The sequence below is a fragment of the Modestobacter lacusdianchii genome (assembly GCF_054177765.1).
Map to the genome: position 1 here is coordinate 1 of NZ_JBJJTJ010000028.1, position 23,856 is coordinate 23,856.

The 23,856-nt window shown below is 74.4% G+C and carries 24 protein-coding genes and 1 riboswitch; of the genes, 16 read left to right on the forward strand and 8 right to left on the reverse strand.

The features are described from left to right. Positions 1-127 precede the first annotated feature (127 nt). Both ACJTNH_RS17030 and ACJTNH_RS17035 read right to left on the reverse strand, forming a co-directional pair. Entirely contained in the window at positions 128-1,207 is a 1,080-nt protein-coding gene (locus ACJTNH_RS17030) for an inositol-3-phosphate synthase (protein ID WP_458177763.1), read from the reverse strand. Positions 1,208-1,302: 95 nt separating this feature from the next. Continuing rightward, positions 1,303-1,965: a PadR family transcriptional regulator gene (locus tag ACJTNH_RS17035; protein WP_458177765.1), complete on the reverse strand. Its 663-nt coding sequence runs from the start codon at positions 1,963-1,965 to the stop codon at positions 1,303-1,305. A 166-nt stretch (positions 1,966-2,131) separates the two neighbouring features. Between ACJTNH_RS17035 and ACJTNH_RS17040 the strand changes: the two genes are divergently transcribed. From ACJTNH_RS17040 to ACJTNH_RS17050, 3 genes are all read left to right on the forward strand, one after another. After that, positions 2,132-2,290, forward strand: coding sequence for a hypothetical protein (locus tag ACJTNH_RS17040; protein WP_458177767.1), 159 nt, complete (start codon positions 2,132-2,134; stop codon positions 2,288-2,290). A gap of 143 nt (positions 2,291-2,433) precedes the next feature. Then, positions 2,434-4,974, forward strand: coding sequence for a transglycosylase domain-containing protein (locus ACJTNH_RS17045; RefSeq protein ID WP_458177769.1), 2,541 nt, complete (start codon positions 2,434-2,436; stop codon positions 4,972-4,974). A gap of 22 nt (positions 4,975-4,996) precedes the next feature. Then, a complete protein-coding gene (locus ACJTNH_RS17050) occupies positions 4,997-6,559 on the forward strand; it encodes a glycosyltransferase family 87 protein (protein WP_458177771.1) in 1,563 nt (520 codons plus the stop codon). Here the strand turns inward: ACJTNH_RS17050 and ACJTNH_RS17055 are convergent. Then, positions 6,514-7,329, reverse strand: coding sequence for a deoxyribonuclease IV (locus tag ACJTNH_RS17055; RefSeq protein ID WP_458177773.1), 816 nt, complete (start codon positions 7,327-7,329; stop codon positions 6,514-6,516). The two genes, ACJTNH_RS17050 and ACJTNH_RS17055, sit on opposite strands and share 46 nt — an antisense overlap. Positions 7,330-7,499: 170 nt before the next feature. Here ACJTNH_RS17055 and rpsF point away from each other — a divergent pair, with 170 nt between their 5' ends. From rpsF to ACJTNH_RS17095, 8 genes are all read left to right on the forward strand, one after another. After that, entirely contained in the window at positions 7,500-7,787 is a 288-nt protein-coding gene (gene rpsF / locus ACJTNH_RS17060; protein WP_237491988.1) for a 30S ribosomal protein S6, read from the forward strand. Positions 7,788-7,789: 2 nt separating this feature from the next. Further along, the gene (locus ACJTNH_RS17065; RefSeq protein ID WP_458177775.1) at positions 7,790-8,284 is read left to right on the forward strand and encodes a single-stranded DNA-binding protein; all 495 of its coding nucleotides are present in this window, start codon (positions 7,790-7,792) and stop codon (positions 8,282-8,284) included. Positions 8,285-8,386: 102 nt separating this feature from the next. Continuing rightward, on the forward strand, positions 8,387-8,623 hold the full coding sequence (gene rpsR / locus ACJTNH_RS17070; RefSeq protein ID WP_036333041.1) for a 30S ribosomal protein S18: 237 nt from the start codon (positions 8,387-8,389) through the stop codon (positions 8,621-8,623). Between the two features lie 11 nt (positions 8,624-8,634). After that, on the forward strand, positions 8,635-9,081 hold the full coding sequence (gene rplI, locus ACJTNH_RS17075) for a 50S ribosomal protein L9 (protein ID WP_458177777.1): 447 nt from the start codon (positions 8,635-8,637) through the stop codon (positions 9,079-9,081). 727 nt (positions 9,082-9,808) lie between these two features. After that, positions 9,809-11,179: a replicative DNA helicase gene (dnaB, locus tag ACJTNH_RS17080; RefSeq protein WP_458177779.1), complete on the forward strand. Its 1,371-nt coding sequence runs from the start codon at positions 9,809-9,811 to the stop codon at positions 11,177-11,179. A gap of 13 nt (positions 11,180-11,192) precedes the next feature. Then, on the forward strand, positions 11,193-11,318 hold the full coding sequence (locus tag ACJTNH_RS17085; protein WP_458177781.1) for a hypothetical protein: 126 nt from the start codon (positions 11,193-11,195) through the stop codon (positions 11,316-11,318). Between the two features lie 135 nt (positions 11,319-11,453). Further along, entirely contained in the window at positions 11,454-13,421 is a 1,968-nt protein-coding gene (locus tag ACJTNH_RS17090) for a hypothetical protein (protein ID WP_458177783.1), read from the forward strand. A 260-nt stretch (positions 13,422-13,681) separates the two neighbouring features. Further along, a complete protein-coding gene (locus tag ACJTNH_RS17095) occupies positions 13,682-14,557 on the forward strand; it encodes a GmrSD restriction endonuclease domain-containing protein (protein ID WP_458177785.1) in 876 nt (291 codons plus the stop codon). A gap of 9 nt (positions 14,558-14,566) precedes the next feature. Here the strand turns inward: ACJTNH_RS17095 and ACJTNH_RS17100 are convergent, their stop codons facing one another. Both ACJTNH_RS17100 and ACJTNH_RS17105 read right to left on the reverse strand, forming a co-directional pair. Then, complete coding sequence (locus tag ACJTNH_RS17100) at positions 14,567-15,025, reverse strand: cupin domain-containing protein (RefSeq protein WP_458177787.1); 459 nt, start codon at positions 15,023-15,025, stop codon at positions 14,567-14,569. Positions 15,026-15,034: 9 nt separating this feature from the next. Then, the gene (locus ACJTNH_RS17105; protein WP_458177789.1) at positions 15,035-15,625 is read right to left on the reverse strand and encodes a class I SAM-dependent methyltransferase; all 591 of its coding nucleotides are present in this window, start codon (positions 15,623-15,625) and stop codon (positions 15,035-15,037) included. 50 nt (positions 15,626-15,675) lie between these two features. Between ACJTNH_RS17105 and ACJTNH_RS17110 the strand changes: the two genes are divergently transcribed. Both ACJTNH_RS17110 and ACJTNH_RS17115 read left to right on the forward strand, forming a co-directional pair. Continuing rightward, a complete protein-coding gene (locus ACJTNH_RS17110) occupies positions 15,676-17,064 on the forward strand; it encodes a DNA polymerase IV (protein ID WP_458177791.1) in 1,389 nt (462 codons plus the stop codon). 62 nt (positions 17,065-17,126) lie between these two features. After that, on the forward strand, positions 17,127-17,759 hold the full coding sequence (locus ACJTNH_RS17115; protein ID WP_458177793.1) for a hypothetical protein: 633 nt from the start codon (positions 17,127-17,129) through the stop codon (positions 17,757-17,759). 12 nt (positions 17,760-17,771) lie between these two features. On the opposite strand, the gene thiD is transcribed toward ACJTNH_RS17115, so the two are convergent. The 3 genes from thiD to thiM form a co-directional block, all read right to left on the reverse strand. After that, complete coding sequence (gene thiD, locus ACJTNH_RS17120) at positions 17,772-18,590, reverse strand: bifunctional hydroxymethylpyrimidine kinase/phosphomethylpyrimidine kinase (RefSeq protein ID WP_458177795.1); 819 nt, start codon at positions 18,588-18,590, stop codon at positions 17,772-17,774. After that, complete coding sequence (gene thiE / locus ACJTNH_RS17125) at positions 18,587-19,240, reverse strand: thiamine phosphate synthase (protein WP_458177797.1); 654 nt, start codon at positions 19,238-19,240, stop codon at positions 18,587-18,589. The genes thiD and thiE overlap by 4 nt, the downstream gene beginning before the upstream one ends. Further along, the gene (gene thiM, locus ACJTNH_RS17130) at positions 19,237-20,031 is read right to left on the reverse strand and encodes a hydroxyethylthiazole kinase (RefSeq protein ID WP_458177799.1); all 795 of its coding nucleotides are present in this window, start codon (positions 20,029-20,031) and stop codon (positions 19,237-19,239) included. The genes thiE and thiM overlap by 4 nt, the downstream gene beginning before the upstream one ends. Then, positions 20,024-20,117, reverse strand: a riboswitch (TPP riboswitch). Its footprint overlaps the gene before it by 8 nt. 104 nt (positions 20,118-20,221) lie before the next feature. Here thiM and ACJTNH_RS17135 point away from each other — a divergent pair. The 3 genes from ACJTNH_RS17135 (at position 20,222) to ACJTNH_RS17145 (ending at position 23,837) form a co-directional block, all read left to right on the forward strand. Further along, the gene (locus ACJTNH_RS17135) at positions 20,222-20,785 is read left to right on the forward strand and encodes an NfeD family protein (protein WP_458177801.1); all 564 of its coding nucleotides are present in this window, start codon (positions 20,222-20,224) and stop codon (positions 20,783-20,785) included. Then, on the forward strand, positions 20,782-22,320 hold the full coding sequence (locus tag ACJTNH_RS17140; protein ID WP_458177803.1) for a flotillin family protein: 1,539 nt from the start codon (positions 20,782-20,784) through the stop codon (positions 22,318-22,320). The genes ACJTNH_RS17135 and ACJTNH_RS17140 overlap by 4 nt, the downstream gene beginning before the upstream one ends. An 80-nt stretch (positions 22,321-22,400) precedes the next feature. Continuing rightward, on the forward strand, positions 22,401-23,837 hold the full coding sequence (locus ACJTNH_RS17145; protein WP_458177805.1) for a DUF222 domain-containing protein: 1,437 nt from the start codon (positions 22,401-22,403) through the stop codon (positions 23,835-23,837). Positions 23,838-23,856 lie beyond the last annotated feature (19 nt).

Sequence of the window (23,856 nt, forward strand, 5' to 3'; positions counted from 1 at the left end):
CCCCCGCCCGCCGGGGCCCCCCCCCCCGCCCGCCCCCCGCCCCCCACCCCCCACACCCCCCCCCCCCGCCCCCCCCCCCCCCCCCCCCCCCCCCCCCTCTGGTGACGTGCTGGGTGTGCTCGGTGCGTCAGCGCTCGACGTCGCCGCGGATGAAGGCCTCGACGGCGTCGCGGGCCTCGCTGTCGCTGTACTGCTCCGGCGGGCTCTTCATGAAGTAGGACGACGCGGAGAGGATCGGGCCACCGATCCCCCGGTCCTTGGCGATCTTCGCGGCGCGGACGGCGTCGATGATGATGCCGGCCGAGTTCGGGGAGTCCCAGACCTCGAGCTTGTACTCCAGGTTCAGCGGGACGTCGCCGAACGCGCGGCCCTCCAGGCGCACGTAGGCCCACTTGCGGTCCGAGAGCCACGGCACGTGGTCCGAGGGGCCGATGTGCACGTTGCCCTTGCCCATGTCCCGGTCGACCTGGCTGGTGACCGACTGGGTCTTGGAGATCTTCTTGGACTCCAGGCGCTCGCGCTCGAGCATGTTCTTGAAGTCCATGTTGCCGCCGACGTTGAGCTGCATCGTGCGGTCCAGCTGCACGCCGCGGTCCTCGAACAGCTTGGCCAGCACCCGGTGGGTGATGGTCGCGCCGACCTGGCTCTTGATGTCGTCACCGACGATCGGCACCCCGGCCGCGGTGAACTTGTCCGCCCACTCCTTGGTGCCGGCGATGAAGACCGGCAGCGCGTTGACGAAGGCGACGCCGGCGTCGATCGCGGCCTGGGCGTAGAACTCCGCGGCCTGCTGGGAGCCGACCGGGAGGTAGCAGACCAGCACGTCGGCGCCGGACTCGCGCAGCGCCGCGACCACGTCGACCGGCTGCTCGTCGGACTCCTCGACGATCTCGCGGTAGTACTTGCCGAGCCCGTCGAGGGTGGTGCCGCGCTGCACGGTCACGCCCAGCGGCGGCACGTCGGCGATCGTGATGGTGTTGTTCTCGCTGGCGACGATGGCCTCGGAGAGGTCGCGGCCGACCTTCTTGGCGTCGACGTCGAACGCGGCGACGAACTGGACGTCGGAGACGTGGTAGTCGCCGAAACGGACGTGCATGAGGCCGGGGACCGACGTGGTCTCGTCGGCGTCCCGGTAGTACTCGACGCCCTGGACGAGCGACGCGGCGCAGTTGCCGACGCCGACGATGGCGACCTTGACCGATGCCATGGACTGACTCCCTCCGACGGACCCGACCGGGCCCGGACGATGTGCGGTGATCTGCTGGCAGTGACGTGGTGCGGTGCTGCTGGCGGTGCGGTGGTTCAGGTGGTGACGTCGTTCGGTGGTGCGGTCGGTGTGGGCGTCTGCGCCGGTGGGGTCCGGGCGGGTGGCTGCGCCGGTGGGGTCCGGGCGGGTGGCTGCAGAGCCCGGGACGCGTCGTCGCGCTCGCTGTCGATGAGCTCGGTGAGCCAGCGGACCTCGCGGTCGACCGAGTCCAGCCCGTGCCGCTGCAGCTCGAGGGTGTAGCGGTCGAGCTTCTCCTGCGTGCGGCGCAGGGAGTCCATGAGCCGGTCGCGCTGCCGCTCGACGGTGCGCCGGCGGCCCTCGAGGATGCGCAGCCGGACGTCGGCGGCGGTGTGCCGGAAGAACGCCAGGTGGACGCCGAAGCGGCCCTCGTCGTCGTAGGCCTCGGGCCCGGTCTGGCTGACCAGGTCGGCGAAGCGCTCCTTGCCCTCGGCGGTGATCGCGTAGACGACCTTCCCGCGACGCCCGGTGAGGGCCGGGGCGTCGGCGGGCAGCAGCGCGCGCGGGACGGGCTCCTCGCTGGCGATCAGCCCGGCGGCCTGCAGGCGCTTGAGCGCCGGGTACAGCGACCCGTAGGAGATGGAGCGGAGGCCGCCGAGCACCGAGGCCAGCTCCTTGCGGAGCTCGTAGCCGTGCATGGGCGACTGCTGCAGCAGACCCAGGATGGCGAACTCGAGCACGGTGCCACCTCCTGATCTGCCTGCGACGGGATCGATGTATCGGGACGATACATCTGGTCGCTGCACGGCGCGCAAGTCGAGCGGCCAGGTCACCGGCGCACCACCAGCCCCATGTCGACATCGTGAGCAGGTCACGGAGGCCCTCGGCGTGCGTACATTGGCGGCCGTGCCCGGACGACGGTCGGTGGTGGACCACGCGCTGCAGCGACGCGCGCGCCTCGCCGGGGTCTGCCGCGGCGACCACCTGGTGTCCGGCGTCCGGGGTGCCGAGCCGGCCCACGGGCGGGCGCCACGCACGACCCGCCGCCGGGCGGCGACCGAGTAGTCGCCACCGGCCCGATGCCACCGGCCCGATCCCACCGGGCCGCGTGCAGCCGGCACACAGCTGAAGACGTCACCCTGGTGCGGCCGGCACGGCGACCCCTCGCCGGCCGCACCCACCCACGACCTCGAGGAAGGGGCCACCGCGTGCCTCCCCACGACGAGACCGCCCGCGTCACCCCTGGTGGCGGCTCGGTCCGCCGTCCACCCCCGGCCCGGGCCCGGGCAGCGGGTGGCAGCTCCGCCGGCGCACGCCGCCCGGCGGTCAGCGGCCGTGCCCGCACCACCGCCTCGTCCTCGGGGAGCGCGCGCCCGGCCGCCCGGTCCGGTGGCGGCGGCGGGCGTCCGCCGGTCAAGCCACCGACGGGCGGACGCCGCCCCGGGAGCAGCGGCAGCGGCAGCGGCCGGCCGCCGGGCGGGGGCAAGAAGAAGCGGACCGCCAAGCAGAAGCGGCGGCGGCTGCTGAAGGTCCTCGCCGGGACCTTCGTCAGCCTGCTGGTGCTGCTCGGCGTCTTCGTCGGCGTCGTCTACGCCACCACCGAGGTGCCCTCGCCCGACTCGATCGCCAACGAGCAGACGACGGTCGTCTACTACGCCGACGGCGTCACCGAGATGGCCCGGCTCAACGACGGCGAGAACCGCACCGAGGTCTCGCTGGAGCAGATCTCCGAGCCGGCCCGCAACGCGGTGCTGGCCGCGGAGAACCGGGCGTTCTACTCCGACCCCGGCATCTCCTTCACCGGCATCGTGCGCGCGGCGTGGAACAACCTCACCGGTGGCTCCACCCAGGGTGGGTCGACGATCACCCAGCAGTACGTGAAGAACGCGTTCTTGAGCTCCGACCAGACCTTCAGCCGCAAGTTCAAGGAGCTCTTCCTCGCGGTCAAGCTGGACAACGAGTACTCGAAGGACGAGATCCTCCAGAACTACCTGAACACCATCTACTTCGGCCGCCGCGCCTACGGCATCGAGGCGGCGGCGAACACCTACTTCGGTGTGCCGGCCGCGCAGCTCACCCCCGAGCAGGGCGCCGTCCTCGCCGTGCTGATCCGCAACCCGGCGGCCAACGACCCGGAGAGCAACCCGGAGGGCGCGCAGAAGCGCTGGGGCCTGGTGCTCGACGCCATGGTGGAGCAGGGCTGGATGGACTCCGCAGCCCGCGCCGCGGCGGTCTACCCGCCGGTGCTGCCGAGGACCGGCAGCAGCGCCGGCATCCCGGCCGGCCCGGAGGGGCACATCGTCCGGCAGGTCATCGCCGAGCTGCGGAAGTCGCCGTTCAGCTACGACGACGACGACATCTACACCGGCGGCCTGCGGATCACCACGACCGTGGACAAGGCCAAGCAGGACGCCGCGGTCGCCGCGGTGAACGAGGTGATGGCCGGCGAGCCGGGGAACCTGGAGCAGGCGCTGGTCGCGATCGACCCCAAGACCGGCGGGGTGATGGCCTACTACGGCAACGCCCAGGCCAGCAGCGACGACCCGAACGTCGACACCACCGACTACGCCCAGGCGCTCAAGGCCCCGGGCTCGTCGTTCAAGCCCTACACGCTCGCCGCCGCGCTGATGAACGGCTACAGCGTGGACACGCGCCGCGACGGCACCTCCCCGCAGGAGTTCGATGACCGGCCCGGGCTGCCGGTGGTCAACTCCGGCAACGCCCAGTGCGCCAACTGCACGCTCAAGGAGGCGATGACCAGGTCGCTGAACACCACCTTCTACGGTCTGGCCTACGAGGTGGGCCCGGAGCTGGTGGCGGAGACCGCCCGGCGGATCGCCGGCATCCCCGAGAAGTGGGACCCGGAGCGGAACGACCCCACGGTGCCCACGGACCTGACCGGGTTCGACACGCTGAGCATCCCGACGACCAACGACACCGGTGGCTCGATCGGCATCGGCGAGTACCCGGTCCGGCCGATCCAGCAGGCCGCCGGGTTCGCCACCTTCGCCGCGGGCGGCGTCCGGCACAACACCCACTTCGTCGCCTCGGTGGCCGGCAGCGACGGCAACGTCCTGGGCACCGGCTCGACCGCCTCGGAGCAGGCCATCCCGGCCGACGTGGCCAGCGACGTGACCTTCGCCCTGGAGGACGTCGCCGAGTCCTCGAAGCTCCCGCTGGACGGCGACCGGCCGGTGGCGGCCAAGACCGGCACCCAGGGGGCCAACCGGACCGACAACTCCGACGCGTGGATGGTCGGGTACACCCCGTCGATCTCGACCGCGGTGTGGATCGGGTCGAAGGGGACCGGGGCCATCGAGAACGCCGCGGGCCGGATCATCTACGGCTCGGGGCTGCCGGGTGAGATCTGGCAGCAGTTCATGGACACGGTGCTCGAGGGCACCCCGGAGGAGCCGCTCCCGTCCAAGGCGCTGATCAAGGGCGACCCGGACAAGAGCATCCCGGAGCCGACCACGGAGGCCCCCGCGTCGACCAGCGAGGCGCAGGCCACCCCGACGACCGTGGACGACGGTGGCGCCGAGGCGCGGGCCCGGGAGCGGGCCCGGCAGGAGGCCGAGCGGGCCGCGCAGCTGGCCGAGGAGGCCCGGCGGTCGGCTGAGGCGAGCCGGTCGTCCGCGGCGAACCAGAGTCCGCAGCCGAACCAGCCGCAGCCGAACCCCTGCACCCAGTCGCCCGCGCCGGCGACGTGTTCGCCGGGAGTACCGGTCCCCGGCCAGCCGAACAACTGACGCTGCCGGGCAGACTGACCGCGTGACCGCACCACCGACGGGCCCGTCCTCCGATCTCCCGGAGGACGGGCCCGTCGCGTCGGTGCGGCCGGTCCCGCCGGTGCCGCGGGTCGCCGCGCCGCCGTGGCCCGATCGCGTCGTCCCGAGCTGGGCCGACCCGGTCGTCGCCCAGGCCAGCGAGGCCGTCGGCGGCCCGTGGGGGCGGCACGCGGTGACCGGGCGGGCGCTGTTCTGGACGCCGCTGCGGGTGTGCCTGCTCTTCACCGTCGCGGTGCTCGCCCTGGCCTGGGCCAAGCAGGCGCCGTGCGCGGACGGCAACTGGACGGGCAGCAAGCAGTACACCCACCTCTGCTACAACGACGCCGTCCCGCTGTTCGGCATCCACGGGCTGGACGAGGGCGCCGTCCCCTACCTCGACTCCGCCGTCGAGTACCCGGTGCTCACCGGTGGCCTGATGCAGCTGTCCGCGGTGATCGCCCGCGCGTGGGACGACCTGGCCGCGGGCCTGGGCCCGCTGCCGGAGGCCACCCCGGTGCTGAGCTTCTACGTGGTGACCTGCCTGCTGCTCTCCGCGCTCGCGCTGCTGGTCACCCGCGGCGTCCTGGGGCTGGCCGGCCGGCGCCCCTGGGACACGGCGATGGTGGCGCTGTCCCCGCTGCTGTTCGTGCACGCCTTCACCAACTGGGACCTGCTGGCCGTCGCGCTGACCACGCTCGGCACGTGGGCGTGGGCCCGGCGGCACCCGGTGCTCGCCGGGGTGCTGATCGGGCTCGGGGTGGCCGCCAAGCTCTACCCGGTGATCGTGCTGGGCGTGCTCTTCGTGCTGTGCCTGCGGGCCGGGCGGCTGCGGCCCTGGCTGTCGACGACCGTCGCCGCGGGTCTGGCCTGGCTGGCGGTGAACCTGCCGATCGCGCTGCTGGCGCCGGAGAACTGGGCCCGCTTCTTCACCTTCAGCGACGTCCGCCCGGCCAACCCGGAGAGCATCTGGGCGATCGCCCTGCACTCCTTCCCCGAGTTCCTCGACGGCCCGCTCGCCGAGGGCGAGGCGCCCTCGGTGCTCAACGCGACGGTGGCGGTGCTGCTGCTGCTGTGCGCGGCCGGGGTGGCGTGGCTGGCGCTGGCCGCCCCACTCCGCCCCCGCCTCCCCCAGCTGGTGTTCCTGCTGGTCGCGGCCTTCCTGCTGCTGAACAAGGTGTGGAGCCCGCAGTACTCGCTGTGGCTGCTGCCGCTGGCGGTGCTCGCCCGCCCGAGGTGGCGTTCGCTGCTGCTGTGGCAGGCGACGGAGGCGCTGGTCTGGGGGACGACGCTCCTGTACTACCTGGGCGCGGACAACCGCGGCATCGGCGTCGAGTGGTTCTACCTGTCCGTCGCCGTCCGGGACGTCGCCGTCGTCGTCCTGATGGCCCTGGTGGTGCGGGAGGTCTGGCAGCCCGACGCCGACCTGGTGCGCCGCAGCTGGCCCGGCACCGACGACCCCGCCGGCGGCGTCCTGGACGGTGCCCCCGACCGGTGGGTGCTGCCCCGGCGGTGGGGGCGGGCTCAGCCGGCGAGCGCCGAGCGCAGGAGCGCGATCTCCTCGGCGTGAGCGGCGGGGTCGCCGGGGGTCTCCAGGACGACGGGGGCGCCGGCGGTGCGGGCGACCTCCACCAGCAGCTCGGTCGGGATCTCCCCGGCGCCCAGGGGGGCGTGCCGGTCCCGCCCGGACCCGGCCGGGTCGCGGCTGTTGTTCAGGTGCACCAGGTCGATCCGGCCGGTGACCGCCCGGACGTCGTCCACCACCCGGGCCAGGTCCCAGCCGGCCGCCCAGGCGTGGCAGGTGTCGAGCACGAAGCCCGCGTCGAACTCCCCCACCGCCTCCCACAGCCGGGCGAGGGCGTCGAGCTCGCGGGCCATCGCGTTGTCGCCGCCGGCGGTGTTCTCGATCAGCACCGGGACGCCGAAGCCGCCCTCGTCGGCCTGCCGGGCGAAGGTCTTGCGCCAGTTGTCCACCCCTGTCGCGGGGTCGTCCTTGGCGAGCACGTGCCCGCCGTGCACGACCATGCCGGCTGCGCCGATCGCGGCCGAGGCATGCGCGTGCTGGCCGAGCAGTTTGCGGCTGGGGATGCGGATCCGGTTGTTGGTGGAGGCGACGTTGAGCACGTACGGGGCGTGCACGAAGACGGCGACGTCGGAGCCGAGCAGCGCCTCCGCGTCCGGGCGCGGCGCCGGTGCCTTCCAGCCCTGCGGGTCGGCGAGGAACACCTGGACGGCGTCGGCGTCCAGCTCCGCGGCGCGGGCCAGCGGGCCGCCGTCGTCCAGCTCGCCGTCCTCGGTCAGGCCCGGTCCGACGTGCACGCCGATCAGCTGTTCGGTCACCCGGGGAGCGTAGATCGCCGGTCCGACGCATCCGGGGTGTCCAGGGCGCTGGTAGCCTGTCCGGTGCGCGTCCTCTCCTGCTGCCTGCAGGTCCGGGCGCGCGACGCGTGTACGACCCTCCTGCTGCAGATGTACTGCGGCCGCTGAGACCAGAGGAGGTGGGGTTCTCCGTGCGTCACTACGAACTGATGATCATCCTCGATCCCGAGCTCGAGGAGCGGACCATCGCTCCCAGCCTGGACCGTTTCCTGACCGTCGTCACCAACTCCGGTGGCACCGTCAAGACCGAGATCTGGGGCCGCCGTCGGCTGGCCTACGAGATCAAGAAGAACGCCGAGGGCATCTACGCCATCGTCGACATCCAGGCCGAGCCGGCCGCCGTCGCCGAGCTGGACCGTCAGCTGAACCTCAACGAGTCCATCCTGCGCACCAAGCTGATGCGGCCCGAGGTCCACTGACCATGGCCGGCGAGACCGTCATCACCGTCATCGGGAACCTGACGGCCGACCCGGAGCTGCGGTTCACCCCGTCCGGCGCCGCCGTCGCCAACTTCACCGTCGCCTCCACCCCCCGCACCTTCGACCGTCAGTCGCAGGAGTGGAAGGACGGCGAGGCGCTGTTCCTCCGGTGCAACGTCTGGCGTCAGGCGGCGGAGAACGTCGCCGAGTCGCTCACCCGCGGTTCGCGGGTCATCGTCTCGGGCCGGCTGAAGCAGCGTTCCTTCGACACGAAGGAAGGCGAGAAGCGCACCGTCATCGAGCTGGAGGTCGACGAGATCGGCCCCTCCCTGCGGTACGCCACCGCCAAGGTCACCCGAGCTGCCCGCAGCGAGGGTGGCGGCGGCGGTGGGTTCGGCGGCGGCGGCAACAGCGGCGGCGGTGGCGGCTTCTCCGGTGGCGGAGCCAGCGACCCCTGGTCGACCCCGCCGGCGTCCTCCGACGAACCCCCTTTCTGATGAAGGACCCCCTCGCCCCCCACGCCACGCTCCGCGCGGCGCGGGGCCCTGCGAGGGGGCCGAACAAGACATCTCTGAACGCCTCTCTCAGGAGAACCCCACGTGCCCAAGCCTCCCCCCCGCAAGATCAAGAAGAAGGTCTGCCAGTTCTGCAAGGACAAGGCGACCTACATCGACTACAAGGACACGACCCTGCTGCGGAAGTTCATCTCCGACCGCGGCAAGATCCGTGCCCGCCGCGTCAGCGGCAACTGCAGCCAGCACCAGCGTGACGTCGCCGTGGCCGTGAAGAACAGCCGCGAGATGGCACTGCTGCCCTACACCTCCACGGCGCGCTGATCATGAGCACCATGAAGCTGATCCTCACGCAGGAGGTCACCGGTCTCGGGTCCTCCGGCGACACCGTCGAGGTCAAGGGCGGGTACGCCCGCAACTACCTCCTGCCCCGCGGGCTGGCCATGCTGGCCACCCGTGGTGCCGAGAAGCAGGTGCAGAGCCTGCGCCGGGCCCGCGCGGCCCGCGACGTGCGCACGCTCGAGGAGGCCCAGGCGGTCGCCGGTCGGCTCTCCGGGCTGACCGTCACGCTGCCCGCCCGCTCGGGTGACGGTGGCCGGCTCTTCGGCCGGATCACCACCGCCGACGTCGCCGCCGCGGTCTCCGCCGCCGGTGGCCCGGAGCTGGACCGCCGCCGCATCGAGCTGCCCAGCAGCATCAAGAGCGTCGGCACCCACACCGTCACGGTGCGGGTCCACCCGGAGGTCACCGTCCCGGTGACCCTGGACGTCGTCGCAGGCTGATCGAGGCGCCCCCTGAGGGGGCGTGCACCGCCCACGAGGGGCGTCGGACTCCGGTCCGGCGCCCCTCGTGGCGTTCCCGGGTGGAGCGGGCTGAGTCGCCGCACCCCGTTCTCCACAGCACCACCCCAGCAGGTTGGACCCGGACGCCGCTGCAGCTCCCCAGGAGGCCGCAGAGAGGTCCGGTGGACCCCCGCTGACCGGGCGCCGGTGTCGACACGGCGGCCGGCCCGCCCGTGGACGGCAGGTGAACCCCGCAGCCGTCGGGAGTGCCGTGCGCACGACGGTGCGGCGGCGCCGCTGTGGTGCAGGGCACCGGGCCAGGTGTCGCCGGTTACGCGTGTGACCAGGGAGGATCCCGCGACACGCCCGGGAGGTCGGGGGTCCGGCGAGTTGCCGGATTTCTTCCGTCCACACCCTGGGCACGGCCGCTGCGCAGGTGACGGGCGGGTGGCGGCGACACGACGACCGCGGGTCCCCCGCGGTCTCCACACGGTGACCGCCTCCGTCCACCGACTTGTCCACAAGTTGTGCAGAAGGGCGTGCACAGCGGTGTTGGACGCGGGCCCCGCCCGCTTCCTAACGTCTCCCCCAGCCACCGCCGGGCGCGAACTGTCGGCGCCCGGTGGTAGCTGTTGTGCGAACAGCTGTTCGAGCTGTGCGAACGAGTGGGACGCGTCGCGCAGGGGCCTCCGGCCCCGGGGCGCGACGGGACGAGGGGGACATCAGCGTGGCGGTCGTCGACGACATCAGCAGGCCGAGGGTCACGGCTCCGGAGTACGACCGGCAGCCCCCGCAGGACGTCGCCGCGGAGCAGTCGGTGCTCGGCGGCATGCTGATGAGCAAGGACGCGATCGCCGACGTCGTCGAGGTCCTCGCCGGCCCCGACTTCTACCGGCCGGCCCACCAGGTCGTCTTCGACGTGATCCTCGACCTGTACGGCCGCGGTGAGCCCGCCGACGCGATCACCGTCGCCGCCGAGCTCAACCGCACCGACCAGCTGTCCAAGATGGGCGGCGCGGTCTACCTGCACACGCTGATCGCCTCCACCCCGACCGCCGCCAACGCCGGCTACTACGCCGCGATCGTCGCCGAGCAGGCCGTCCTGCGGCGCCTGGTCGAGGCCGGCACCCGCGTGGTCCAGCTGGGCTACGGCGCGGCCGGCGGCAAGGGCGACGTCGACGACATCGTCGACCGCGCGCAGCAGGAGATCTACGACGTCACCGAGAAGCGGATGAGCGAGGACTACTCCCGCCTCGAGGACGTCCTGCAGCCGACGATGGACGAGCTGGACGCGATCGCCTCCCGCGGCGGCACCGCCCGCGGTGTGCCCACCGGCATCCGCGACCTCGACGAGCTGACCAACGGCCTGCAGGCCGGCCAGATGGTGGTCATCGCCGCCCGCCCCGGTGTCGGCAAGAGCACCTTGGGCCTCGACATCGCCCGCTCGGCCACGGTCAAGCACCACCTGCCCGCGGCGATCTTCTCGCTCGAGATGAGCAAGCACGAGATCACCATGCGGCTGCTGTCGGCCGAGGCGAAGGTGCCGCTGCACCACATGCGCGCCGGCACCCTCTCCGACGAGGACTGGTCGAAGCTGGCCCGCCGGATGGGCGAGATCGCCGACGCCCCGCTCTACATCGACGACTCCCCGAACATGACGATGATGGAGATCCGGGCCAAGGCCCGGCGGCTCAAGCAGCGCAACGACCTCAAGCTGATCGTCATCGACTACCTCCAGCTGATGACCTCGGGCAAGAAGGTCGAGAGCCGCCAGCAGGAGGTCTCGGAGTTCTCCCGTGCGCTGAAGCTGCTGGCCAAGGAGCTCGAGCTGCCGGTCATCGCCATGTCGCAGCTGAACCGTGGGTCGGAGCAGCGTCAGGACAAGAAGCCGATGCTCTCCGACCTCCGTGAGTCCGGCTCGATCGAGCAGGACGCCGACATGGTGATGATGATCCACCGCGAGGACATGTACGAGAAGGAGTCCCCGCGGGCCGGCGAGGCCGACATCATGCTGGTCAAGCACCGCAACGGCCCCACCGCGAACGTCACGGTCGCCTTCCAGGGCCACTACAGCCGCTTCGTCGACATGGCGAACTGACCGGCCGTTCCCCGTGCCCGCACTCGTCGAGCCGACCACCCGGCTGCACGCCGCCTGGCTGACCGAGCACCGCGAGTGGGGCGAGGGCGTGCACGAGGACGGCGCGGGTCTGCGCCCGAGGGTCGACCTCGCCGGCTGACGGCCGCAGCCGTGTCGCCACGCCGGGCCGGGGCGTCCCGGCACGGCGTTGGCCTGGCGCTTCCCGTGATCGCCTTGTGATCTGAGCCACGCTCACGTACCAAGAGGTGTCACCCTCACCCACCTTGGAGTTCGCGTGCAGCAACGACGCTGGCGCCGGACGACCGTCTCGGTCCTCGGCACACTGGCCCTCGCGGCCACCATCTCGGTCACTGCGGCACCGGCCTCGGCCGCTGCAGTCCGCCCCGAGGTCCTCTCGCTCTTCCCCTCCGACGAGCTCACCGTGCGGGACCGCTCCCAGCTCACCGGGCTGCGGGTGGACCTGCCGCTCGACCAGTGCCAGGGCGCCGACGTCAACGCCGTCCGCTGCGGCCTGGACATCGAGCTCAACAAGCTGGACGGCTTCGACCTCGACCCACGGCTGGCCATCCAGTTCGACGGGCCGGTCGACCCGGCGGCCACCGCGGAGCGGATCAGCATCCGGCAGACCCGTGGCAGCTTCGAGGTCGGCGTCGACCGCGTGGTCTGGGACCCGGCGACCAACACGCTGTACGCCCACCCCGAGCGCCAGCTCGCCCCGGGCACCACCTACCGGCTGCAGCTGCGTGCCGGCCCGCAGAACAAGGGCGTGCTGGACACCTTCACCACCCACAGTGCCACCGACGGCCTGCTCGACATCCGCCAGCAGATCGACAGCGGCTCGGCCGCCACGTCGGCCGGCATCCCCACGCGCGGCCTGCAGGTCGAGCAGGTGTTCACCAAGGACGCCGGCACCACCGTCGGCCTGCGCGTCGATGCCGCCGCCGCCCCCGGCGTCACCGGCCCGCTCAGCCCGACCACCTCGGTGGCCGCCCTGCCCGACGGTGCCCGGCTGGTCTTCGGCTCCTACCTCGCGCCGTCCTGGCTGACCGACGACGTCGTCATCCCGCCGACCCCCACCGGTGACGCCGGGCCGCGGGTCGTCGAGAGCGAGCGGCTGCCCTTCGTCGCCGTCCTGCCGCCTGGCGCGACGCCCGCCCAGGGCTGGCCGACCGCCGTCTTCGGGCACGGCTTCGGCAGCTCGACGGCGGCGGTCTTCGCCGCGGCGCGCACCAACGCCACGCAGGGCCTGGCGACCATCGGCACCAACGTGGTCGGCCACGGCTTCGGGCCGGAGAGCGCCTGGGTGGTCACCAGCGGTGGCCGGACCGCGGAGTTCCCGTCCTACGGCCGCGGCTTCGACCAGAACGGCGACGGCGCCATCGCCGCCACCGAGGGCTCGTCGGCCACCGGTCAGTCGGCCGCCCAGACCAACCGCGACGCGCTGCGGCAGACCGCGGCTGACGTCATGAGCCTGGTCCGCGCGCTCGGCGGCACCGACGCCGACGGCAACGGGACCGCCGACCTGGCCGGCCGGGACGTGACCTACTTCGGGCAGAGCTTCGGCGGCATCTACGGCACCATGGTCGCCGGTGCGGACCCGACCGTGGCCCGTGCGGTGCTCAACGTGCCGGGCGGCCCGATCACCGAGATCACCCGGCTGTCGCCGACCTTCCGGGGCTCCAGCGCCGCGCCGGCGCTGGCCGCGGCCGGTCTGCTCAACGGGGGCCCGGGTGGGCCCTTCACCGAGGAGCTGCCGTTGCGCGACGACCCGCCGGTGACGGCGGACTACCCGGGCGCACTGGCCATCCAGCAGTACCTGGCCGACGCGACGTGGCTGGCCCGCTCCGGTCAGCCGGAGACCTACGCGCCGCTGATCCGCCCCGACCGGGCGATCGTCCAGGTGGCCTTCGGTGACCGGACGGTGCCCAACCCGACCTCGTACACCATCGTCGACGCGGGCAACCTTTTCGGGCGCACCAGCCTGTACCGCAACGACCGGACGCCGGCCGCGGCGGAGAACCCGCACAGCTTCCTGACCTCGCCGCTGGCCGCGAACCCCACGGCCACGGCCCAGGCGCAGGCGCAGGTGGCGGCCTTCCTCGGCCGGGGTCAGACCATCGACCCCGATGGCGCGGGCGACGTGTGGGAGGTGCCGGTCGTCGACCCGTCGGTCCTGCGGACGACGAACTACGCGGCGCCGTTCACGGCACCACCGGTCGACGTCCCGGGAGGGGCGCGGTAACACCCGCGGCACACAGCCGGAGGGGCCCGGGACGCGATCTGCGTCCCGGGCCCCTCGTGCGTGCTCGGCGGTGCCGACCCGGCCGTCGACCGGTCGTCGACGAGGGCCGCCCTCCCGACCGGGCTCGAGGTGCTGCCCGCGGCGGGGGTCCACGTCGGCGGGGCTCGCCCGATCGGTCGCGCGGCCGACGGCGTGGGTCCCCGGGTGACACCCCTCGCCCGCCTAGCGTCGGTCGCCGGTCGACTCCGGGGAGGCTCCACGTGGAACACCGTTCGGCGCGGGTCGCCGCACTCGCCGTCCTGGCGCTGCTCGGCGCCGCCGCCTGCGGTCCGGCCCAGCAGGTCGCCCCCACCGCTCCGGACGCCGTCTCCGAGGCCGCCCAGCGGGCGCAGGCCGGTGCGCCGCCGGCCGGTGCGTCCGCCGCCGCCGTGCTGGCGACGCTGCCGGTGAAGGGTCGCGCGCCGACGACCGGTTACGACCGTGACGAGTTCGGGGCCACCTGGGCCGACGTGGACCGCAACGGCTGCGACACCCGCAACGACGTCCTGGCCCGTGACCTGGTCGACGAGGTGTTCCGGCCGGGCACCCAGGACTGCGTGGTCGAGACCGGCGCGCTGGCCGACCCGTACACCGGCACCACGATCGCCTTCGAGAAGGGCGACGGGAGCAGCGTCGACATCGACCACGTCGTCGCGCTGAGCAACGGCTGGCAGACCGGCGCCTTCGCCTGGGACGAGGCCCGCCGCACCGCCTTCGCCAACGACCCGCTCAACCTGCTCGCCGTCGACTACGCGGCCAACCGGCAGAAGGGCGACGGCGACGCCGCCACCTGGCTGCCGGGCAACCGTGGGTTCCGCTGCACGTACGTGGCACGCCAGGTCGCGGTGAAGGCCAGCTACGGCCTGTGGGTCACCCAGGCCGAGCACGACGCGATCGCCCGCGTGCTGGAGAGCTGCCCCGGTGAGCCGGTGCCCGTCGCCGGCGGTTCCGCGGAACCGTCGGCCGTCGTCCCCACGACCGAGCCGTTCCCGAACTGCGACGCGGCCCGCGCCGCCGGCGCGGCGCCGCTGCACCGCGGCGACCCGGGCTGGTCCGACCGGATGGACGGCGACGGGGACGGCACCGCCTGCGAGTAGCGCGGCCGGTCAGTCGCGCAGGTTCAGCTGGTCGTGTTCCAGCGCGAAGGCGTCGATCTCCGCCGGAGACGGTGTCCGGCCGCCGGCGTGCAGCTCGACCAGGCCGGTGAAGTAGTCCTCCCGCGGGATGCCCGGGGTGAACAGGATGAGGAACCGCGCGCCGACGTCCGGGCCCACCGACCGGAACCCGTGCACGCCCGAGCGGGGCACGTACACCAGGTCCCCGGCGTGCGCCGTCGTCCACTCGCCGTTGGCCAGCACCGCGAGTGACCCCTCCAGTACGTGGAAGGACTCGCTGAACGTGCGGTGCAGGTGCGGCCCGGGGCCGCTGCCGCCCGGGGCCATGGTCACCTCGAAGAGGCCGAAGTCGCCGCGGGTCTGGCTGCCGGTGGCGACGAAGCGGGTGCGGCCGGCGGACGCCTGGTCCTCCTGGCGGGAGAACGTGGCCGGGTCGGGCAGGTGGGTCATGCCCCGTGCCTACACCCGGGAGAGCACGGCCACCAGGAAGTCGGCCTCCGGGCCGAAGGGCCGCAGGTCCCAGGTCGAGAGCAGGACGTCGGCCGACCAGCCGGTGGCCCGGGCGTCGTCCAGGAACTCCTCGAACGGGTAGCCGCGGCCGGCGCCGAAGCCGATCGCGGCCCGGCCGCCGTCCGCGAGGTGGGCTCGCAGCCGGCGGAGCACCTCGCGGCGGGTGCTGGGCGCCAGGAAGGCCATCACGTTGCCGGCGCAGACGATCGCGTCGAACCGGTCGGGCAGGTCCAGCTCGGCCAGGTCGCCGACGATCCAGCGCGGCCCCGGGTGGTCGGCCTCGGCGGCGGCGATCAGCACCGGGTCGGCGTCCACGCCGACCACGGTGTGCCCGGCCTCCGCCAGCACCGCACCGACCCGGCCCGGGCCACAGCCGGCGTCGAGCACCCGCGACCCGCGGGGCAGCATCGCGTCGACCAGCCGTGCCTCACCGGCCAGGTCGGCGCCCTGCGCGGCCAGCGCACGGAACCGCTCGACGTAGCGGGGCGAGTGGTCGGGGTCGGACTGGGTGATCTGCGTCCATGCGCTCGGCTCGACCATGGGGGCATCATCGACGGTCGGGTCCGCGGCGGGCAGGGAGGGGGAGGCGCGTGCGGCGTGAGCCGAGCATCCTGCACCTGGACCTCGACGCCTTCTTCGCCGCCGTCGAGCAGCGGGACAAGCCCTCGCTGCGCGGCCGGCCGGTCGTCGTCGGCGGCACCGGTGGCCGGGGCGTGGTCGCCACCGCCTCCTACGAGGCGCGGGCGTTCGGTGCCCGCAGCGCCATGCCCACCGCCGAGGCGCGCCGGCTCTGCCCGCCGGGCACCGCGTTCCTGGGCGGCCGGTTCGCCGCCTACCGGCGGACGTCGGAGGTGGTCATGACCCTGTTGCGGGAGCTCTCCCCGCTGGTCGAGCCGGTCTCCATCGACGAGGCCTACGTCGACCTGGCCGCCGGCGACCACGACCTGTCCGTCGCCGGGGTGACCGCGCTGGCCACCGACCTCAAGGACCGCATCGCGCTGGCCACCGGCGGCGTCACCGGCTCGGTGGGCATCGGCACCTCGAAGTCACTGGCCAAGATCGGCTCGGAGCTGCGCAAGCCGGACGGGCTGACCGTCGTCCCGCCCGGGCAGGAGCTGGAGGTGCTGCAACCGCTGCCGGTGCGCAGCCTCGGTGGGGTCGGCCCGGCCACCGCCGAGCGGCTGGCGCAGATCTCGGTGAAGACGATCGGCGACCTGCACCGGCTGTCGCTGGTGGACCTGACCAGCCTGGTCGGCCAGGCGCACGGCGCCGGGCTCTACCGGCTGGCCCGGGCGGACGACGACCGTCCGGTGGTGACCGACCGGGAGGCCAAGTCGGTGAGCGCGGAGGAGACCTTCGCCCGCGACCTGACCGACCCGGCCCGGCTGGCCGCCGAGGTCGACGCGCTCGCCCAGCGGGTGGGCAGCCGGCTGCAGCGCTCGGGCACCTCGGGGCGGACGGTGACGCTGAAGGTCCGCCGCTACGACTTCAGCACCCTGACCCGCTCGCAGACCCTGCCGCACGCCGTCGACGACCCGCGGCAGATCGCCGAGGTCGCCCACCGGCTGCTCGCCGCGGTCGACCGCAGCGGTGGCCTGCGGCTGCTCGGCGTCGGTGTCTCCGGGCTCTCGCCGTACGCCCAGGGCGACCTGTTCGCCGAGGTGCTGAGTCCCGTCGAGGGCACCGCCGTCGAGGACGCCGCGGTGGAGGACGCCGCCGGGGGCGGGGCCCCGACCGGGGAGCCGGCGGTCGAGCCGGTGCCGGGCGACCCGGCGCCGGGGCCGGCGGTGGTGGCCTGGTACCCCGGGCAGGACGTCGTCCACCCCGACCTCGGCGCGGGCTGGGTGTGGGGCAGTGGCCTGAACCGGGTGACCGTGCGGTTCGAGGGCCCGCGGACGGCGCCGGGCCCGGTGCGCACCCTGGCCGCCGACGACCCGGCGCTGCAGCCGGCCGACCCGCCGGACTGGACCACCCCCTGATCGGGTGGGGCAGCCCCTTCGGGGCATGCGCCGGGGCCGGTGATCACGACAGACTTCCCGGCGTGCCCCTGGACCGCGAGAACACCCCGGACGACGACGCCCCCGTCGACCCGGCCACCGGGCATGCGCTGACCGAGCGGGCGTTCCGGGCGGCAGCCGGTCGCGGCGACCAGCAGGCGGCGCTGGAGCTCGCCGTGCTGCTGCGCGAGGCGGGCCGGCAGCTGGAGGCCTGGCACTGGGCCCAGCTCGCCGCCGACGCCGGCTCCCGGCCCGCGGCCACCACCCTCGCCTGCTGGCGCTGGGAGGAGAGCCGCGACCCGGCGCTGGAGCCGCAGCTGCGGGCCGGCGCCGAGCACTCCGAGGTCGCCCGCGCCGCGCTCGCCGACCTGCTGCGCAGCACCCGCCGGGTCGAGGAGGCGCGCACCGTGCTCGAGCGCGGCGCCGCCCGTGGTGAGGTGGCCGCCTGGCTGCCGCTGGGCAACCTGTACCGCGACGAGCTGGACGACGTCGTCGCCGCCGAGGCCGCCTACCGGGCCGGCATCGAGGGCGGCGACCTGCACTCCCACCACAACCTCGGCGTGCTGCTGCTCGGCGCCGGCGACGTCGAGACCGCGATCGAGCACTTCTCCATCGCCGCCGCCGGAGGCGACGAGCTGGCCGCGCTGGTGCTGCGCGAGGTCCTCGAGGAGGGCTGAGCCCTCAGGCCGTCACCAGCGGCCGGCGAAGTGGTGCACCGGGCCGTGCCCGGAGCCGACCCCCAGCTCGCCGCCGGCCCGCAGCGCCGCCTGCAGGTAGTCGCGGGCACCCTCGACCAGCGGCGCCCAGCCCGGCTCGTCGCCGGCCAGCCGCGCGCGGGCGGCGAGTGCGGCCAGCGCGGAGGACAACGTGCAGCCGGTGCCGTGCGTCGCCGTCGTCGCCACCCGGGGGCGGCGGGTCTCCAGCACCCCGGTCGCGGTGACCAGCACGTCGACGGAGTCGTCGCCGCCCAGGTGCCCGCCCTTGAGCAGCACGGCGGCCGGCCCCAGCGCCAGCAGCGCGGTCGCCTGCGGGGCGAGCTCGTCGACCGTGGTCGCCGGCGCGACGTCGAGCAGCGCCGCGGCCTCGGGCACGTTCGGGGTGAGCAGGTCGGTCACCGGCAGCAGGTCGGTGCGGACGGCGTCCACCGCGTCCTGCGAGATCAGCCGGTCGCCGCTGGTGGCCACCATCACCGGGTCGCACACCACCGGCCCGGCCGGACGGCCGGCCAGCAGCGCGGCGACCTCGCGCACCACCTCGGCGGTGCCCAGCATCCCCAGCTTGGTGGCGTGCACGGTCACGTCGGCCAGCAGCGTGCGCACCTGCTCGGCCACGAACCCGGCCGGGACGCCGTGCACCCCGGTGACGCCGCGGGTGTTCTGCGCGGTCAGCGCGGTGAGCACCGCGGTGCCGTAGGCGCCCAGCGCGCTGAAGGTCTTCAGGTCGGCCTGGATGCCGGCGCCGCCGCTGGGGTCGCTGCCGGCGATGGTCAGCGCCACGGCCGCGGTCACGCCGGCACCCCGCTCAGCGCGGTGCGCAGCGCCCGGGCCGCAGCCGTCGGGTCGGCCGAGGTGCAGATGTCGGAGACGACGCAGATGCCGTCGACCCCGGTCGCGGCGACCGCGGCGGCGGTGTCCGCGGAGATGCCGCCGATCGCGACCGAGGTCAGCCCGCCGGCCCGCGCCCGGGCGGCCAGCTCCCGGGCGCCGTCGAGCCCCAGCGCCGCACCGGCGTCGGGCTTGGTGGGGGTCGACCAGACCGGGCTGAGCCCGACCAGGTCGACCGTGCCGGCGGGGAGGGCCAGCACGTCGTCCAGCTCGGCCGCGCTGCCCACCGAGACGCCGACCAGCGCGTCGGGCCCGAGCAGCGTGCGCGCCTCGGCGGGCGGCAGGTCGTCGGCGCCCACGTGCACCCCGTCGGCACCGGTGAGCACCGCGATGTCGACGGCGTCGTTCACGATCAGCGCGACCGCCGGCGGCAGCACCACCTGCACCGCGCGGACCAGCGCGAGCAGCTCCCGGTGGCTGGCGGTCTTGTCCCGCACCTGGACGGCGGTGACCCCGCCGGCGACCGCGGCGGTCACCACCTCGGGCACCGACCGCGGGGCGCAGAGCACCGTGTCGGTGACCAGGTAGAGCGTCGGGTCGAAGCCGGCCCTCATGAGCCGCGTACGTCGGCGGCGGCGAGGGCGTCGCCGTCCACGGCGTCCAGCGCATCGAGCCAGAGCGGGGCGAAGGTGCCCGGCCCGGCGGCCCGCGCGGCGGCGGCCTCGGCGGCCAGCGCCACGTGCGCGTGGGCGGCCACCGTGGCGGTCATCAGGTCGCCGGCGGTGGCGACGTAGGCCGCGACCACGCCGCCCAGCGCGCAGCCGGCGCCGGTGGTGCGGGTCAGCAGCGGTGACCCACCGCCCACCCGGACCACCCGCTCGCCGTCGGTGACCACGTCGACCGGCCCGCTGACCGCGACGATGCCCAGCGTCCGGCGGGCCAGCTCCTGGGCCGCCTCCAGCGCCGCCTCCGGGGAGTCGGTGCTCTCCACGCCGCGACCGCCCTTCCCGGCGCCGGCCAGGGCCAGCACCTCCGAGGCGTTGCCCCGGACGACGGTGGGCCGCAGCTCGACCAGGTCGGCGGCGAGCTCGGTGCGGAAGGTGAGCCCACCGACCGCCACCGGGTCGAGCACCCAGGGGCGGCCGGCCTCACCGGCGGCGCGGGCGGCCAGCCGCATCGCCTCGGCCGTGCGCTGGTGCACCGTGCCCACGTTGACCAGGACGGCGGAGGCGACGGCGGCGAACTCGCCGGCCTCGGCGGGCTCGTCGACCATCGCCGGGGCCGCGCCGATGGCCAGCAGGGCGTTGGCGGTGATCGTCTGCACGACCGTGTTGGTGAGGCAGTGCACCAGGGGTGCGGAGTCGCGCAGCGCCGTGGCGGCGGCGCGCAGAGCGGTGGCGTCCACGCCGTGACATCCCTTCGCCAGTGCGAACTGGAGCAGGTTCGACGGGTGTGTTCTCAGTCCCGGGCGGGACACCCCGTGTCAGGCCCGGACGCTAGCACCGCGCCCGGCCGGCCGCGGCCGGTGCGCTCGCTCGGCTTGATCACGAGCCGCTGACCTGCGACTCTGTGCGCCGGACCCAGGAGGAGGGCACGTGGACCCCATCGCCGTGGCCTTCCTCGTCGTCGGCGGGCTGGGCCTGCTCGTGCTCGTCGTCGCACTGCTGGCCGGCGAGCTCGGGGAGATCGGCCCGATCGACGCCGACGGCCCCTTCTCCCTCCCCGCGATCGCCGCGTTCCTCGGCGGGATCGGCTTCGGTGGTGCCGCGGCCACCGCGCTGCTGCCCGCCCTGCCCGGCGCCGCCACCGTGCTGCTGGCCCTGCTCGCCGGGCTGGTGGTGGCGCTCCCGCTGGCCGCCGGCGCCGTCCGGCTGTCGGCGCTGCTGCGCGACATGCCCACCGAGCCGACGCTCACCGCCGACCGGCTGCTCGGTGCCCAGGGGGTCGTCGTCTCCCGGGTGCCCGCCGGCGGGCTCGGCGAGGTGCGGCTCGGTGTGGCCGGCCAGCAGCTCAAGTACCACGCGCGCAGCGACGTGCCGCTGCCCGCGGGCACCCCGGTCTACGTCGTCGACACCCTCACGGAGACCTCCGTGCAGGTCGCCTCCACCGCACCGGAGCCGACCGACCTCTTCCCAGACCCCGGAGGAACCCAGCCGTGACCCTGCTCATCGCCATCGGCGGCATCGCCGTCCTCGTGCTGCTGCTCGTGCTCCTGGTGCTCTCCCGGATCAAGGTCGCCGGGCCGAACCAGGCCTTCCTGGTGACCGGCCGGCAGGGCCGCTCGGTCACCGGCACCGACGGCGCGGTCAGCCGCGACATGTCCGGGCAGAAGGTGGTGATGGGGGCCAGCGTCTTCGTGCTCCCGGTGGTGCAGAAGCTGCACTCGATCGACCTGTCCAGCCGGCGCATCCCGGTCGGCATCCGCGGCGCGGTGAGCCTGCAGGGCGTCAAGTGCGACCTCGAGGGCGTCGCCATCGTCAAGGTCGGCGGCAACGAGGGCGCGATCCGCGCCGCGGCGCAGCGGTTCCTCGCCCAGCAGGAGGGCATCGACACCTTCACCTCCGAGGTGCTGGCCGGTGCGCTGCGGTCGATCGTCGGCCGGCTGACCATCGAGGAGATCATCCGCGACCGGGCCGCGTTCGCCTCCGCCGTCGCCGAGGAGGCGGAGTCCTCGCTCACCGGTCAGGGGCTGGTGCTGGACACCTTCCAGCTGCAGGACATCCAGGCCGAGGGCAGCTACCTGGCCGACCTGGGCCGCCCGGAGGCCGCCCGGGTGCTCAAGGAGGCGTCGATCGCCGAGGCGCGCGCCCGGCAGGCCGCCCAGCAGGAGCAGCTGCTCGCCGACGAGGCGATCGCGGTGGCCCAGCGGCAGCTGCAGCTCAAGCAGGCCGAGATCGACGCGGAGATCGACGCCGCCAAGGCCCGCGCCGCCGCCGCCGGGCCGCTCGCCCAGGCCGCGCAGGACCAGGAGGTGCTGACCGCGCAGGAGAAGGTCGCCGAGCGGACGGCGGCGCTGACCCAGGCGCAGCTGGACACCAAGGTGCGCCGTCCGGCCGACGCCGAGCGGTACCGGGTGGAGCAGGAGGCCGAGGGCCGGAAGAACTCCGCGATCCTCACCGCAGAGGCGCAGCGGCAGGCGACCATCGCCGCCGCCCAGGCCGCTGCCGAGCAGGCCCGGCTGTCCGGTGAGGGCGAGCGGGCCCGCCGCTCGGCGCTGGCCGAGGCCGAGGCGATCGAGGGCGCCAAGCGGGGTGAGGCGGAGAAGCAGCGCCGGCAGGCGATCGCCGACGCGGTCGAGCGGGAGGGCGCAGCGGAGGCCGCCGCGATCCTGGCCCGCGGCAAGGCCGAGGCCGAGTCGATGGACGCCCGGTCCGAGGCGTTCGCCAACTACGGCGAGGCGGCGATCCTCGACCTGCTGGTCAAGGTGCTCCCCGAGGTGGTGGCGGCGGCCTCGGCCCCGCTGTCGGCGGTGGAGAAGATGACCGTCATCTCCGCCGACGGCGCCGGTTCGCTCGGCCGCTCGGTGGCGGCGAACGTGGCCCAGGGCCTGCAGCTGTCCGGTGACCTCACCGGCCTGGACGTCGCCGCGCTGCTCAAGCGGCTGGGCAACGGAGCCGCGGGGAGCGTGGGCGAGGCGGCGCCGGTCACGCGTGTCCCGCTCGACGGCAACGGCACCGCACCGGCGCGCGACTGACGAACCGCAGGCGTTCCCGCGGGAACGCCTGCTGGTCGCTGAGCTGCGGTTCTGTCATACCCCGAGAGCAGCATCGCGGCATGGGTGCACTCGTGGCGGTGGGCGGCGCGTCGGTGGGCGACTCGGCGCTGGGTGGCGAGCCGGGCGAGCGGTCGGTGGCGGAGCTGGCCCGGGAGATCAGGTCCGGCGCGGTGCGCCTGGCAGCGGCGACGGCTGCCTGGCTGCGGCTGGTGGCGGAGTTCGACGCCCGTGAGGGCTGGGGCGAGGTCGGCGTCCGGAGCTGCGCGCACTGGCTGGCCTGGCAGTGCGGGATGGGTCCGGGCGCCGCGCGGGAGCACGTCCGGGTCGCCCGAGCGCTGGGCTCGCTGCCGGTGACGGCGGAGGCGTTCGCCGCCGGCCGGCTGTCGTACTCGAAGGTGCGGGCGATCAGCCGGGTGGCCGACCCCGCCACCGAGGTCGAGCTGGTCGAGCTGGCGCGGCACGCCACGGCCTCCCAGGTGGAGCGAGTGGTGCGGGCCTGGCGCCGGTCGGACGCCGTCGACGAGGGCCGAGTCTCGGAGAAGCGGTCCTTCCAGTGGCACTGGGACGCCGACGGGATGCTGGTGTTGCAGGTCCGGATGGACGGAGAGTCGGGTGCGGCCCTGCTGGCGGCGGTCGAGTCGCTGGTGGAACGGGACACCCGCCGGGAGCGCGCGGCAGCGACCGGGGCGATGGCCACCGGAGAGACGGCGGCCAGGGAGACGGCGGCCACCGAGTGCCCTGCCGACCCCGGGGCGTTCCCTCGGGAACGGGCCAGTGCCCGCCGCTGCCGGGCGCTGGCCCAGCTGGCCGAGGTCGCCGCCGACACCGGCCGGCGAGCGGGCGACCCACCTCGCCGGGAGGTGGTCGTACACGTGGACGCCGACGTGCTGGCCGATGACGCCGCCGCGGGTCGGGCCCACCTGGAGGGTGGGCCGGCACTGACCCCGGCGCAGGTCCGGCGGATGGCGTGCGAGGCGTCGCTGAGCGTCATCGTCGAGCGGCACGGTCAGCCGCTGGCGCTGGGACGCCGTCGACGGCTGGCGACCCGGGCCCAGCGGCGGGCCCTGCTGGCCCGCGACGGCGGCTGCGCGCGACCGGGCTGCACGGAGACCCGGATCGAACGGCTGCACGCCCACCACCTCAGGCCGTGGCGGCTGGGTGGCCGCACCGACGTGTCGGCGATGGTCCTGCTGTGCGACGTCGACCACGGTCTCGTGCACGACGAGGGCATCGTCCTGCGCCTCCGGGGCCCGCAGCTGGTGGCCCACGACCGGGCCGGACAGCAGATCTGGGGCCCGCCCGACCCGGCCTTCGCCGCAGCTCCGGTCATCTCTCCCGCAGGGCAACCGGCCAACGTGCCGCGCCCGCCGCTGACCCTGGTGCCGGACGCCCAGTTGCCGGACGAGATGCCGGCCGGCGGGGAACGGATGGACCTCGGGCACGTGGTCTGGGCGTTGCTGGCACATCGCGACCACCTGCGGCGGACGGCGTCCTGAGTGCTTGCGACGATGAGCC

Excerpts from the sequence above, each read along its gene's own strand:
- ACJTNH_RS17145 (WP_458177805.1), top strand. The coding sequence starts at position 22,401 with ATGGGTGCACTCGTGGCGGTGGGCGGCGCGTCGGTGGGCGACTCGGCG.
- ACJTNH_RS17105 (WP_458177789.1), bottom strand. The coding sequence starts at position 15,625 with ATGGTCGAGCCGAGCGCATGGACGCAGATCACCCAGTCCGACCCCGAC.
- rplI (WP_458177777.1), top strand. The coding sequence starts at position 8,635 with ATGAAGCTGATCCTCACGCAGGAGGTCACCGGTCTCGGGTCCTCCGGC.
- thiE (WP_458177797.1), bottom strand. The coding sequence starts at position 19,240 with ATGAGGGCCGGCTTCGACCCGACGCTCTACCTGGTCACCGACACGGTG.
- ACJTNH_RS17065 (WP_458177775.1), top strand. The coding sequence starts at position 7,790 with ATGGCCGGCGAGACCGTCATCACCGTCATCGGGAACCTGACGGCCGAC.
- ACJTNH_RS17100 (WP_458177787.1), bottom strand. The coding sequence starts at position 15,025 with ATGACCCACCTGCCCGACCCGGCCACGTTCTCCCGCCAGGAGGACCAG.
- ACJTNH_RS17030 (WP_458177763.1), bottom strand. The coding sequence starts at position 1,207 with ATGGCATCGGTCAAGGTCGCCATCGTCGGCGTCGGCAACTGCGCCGCG.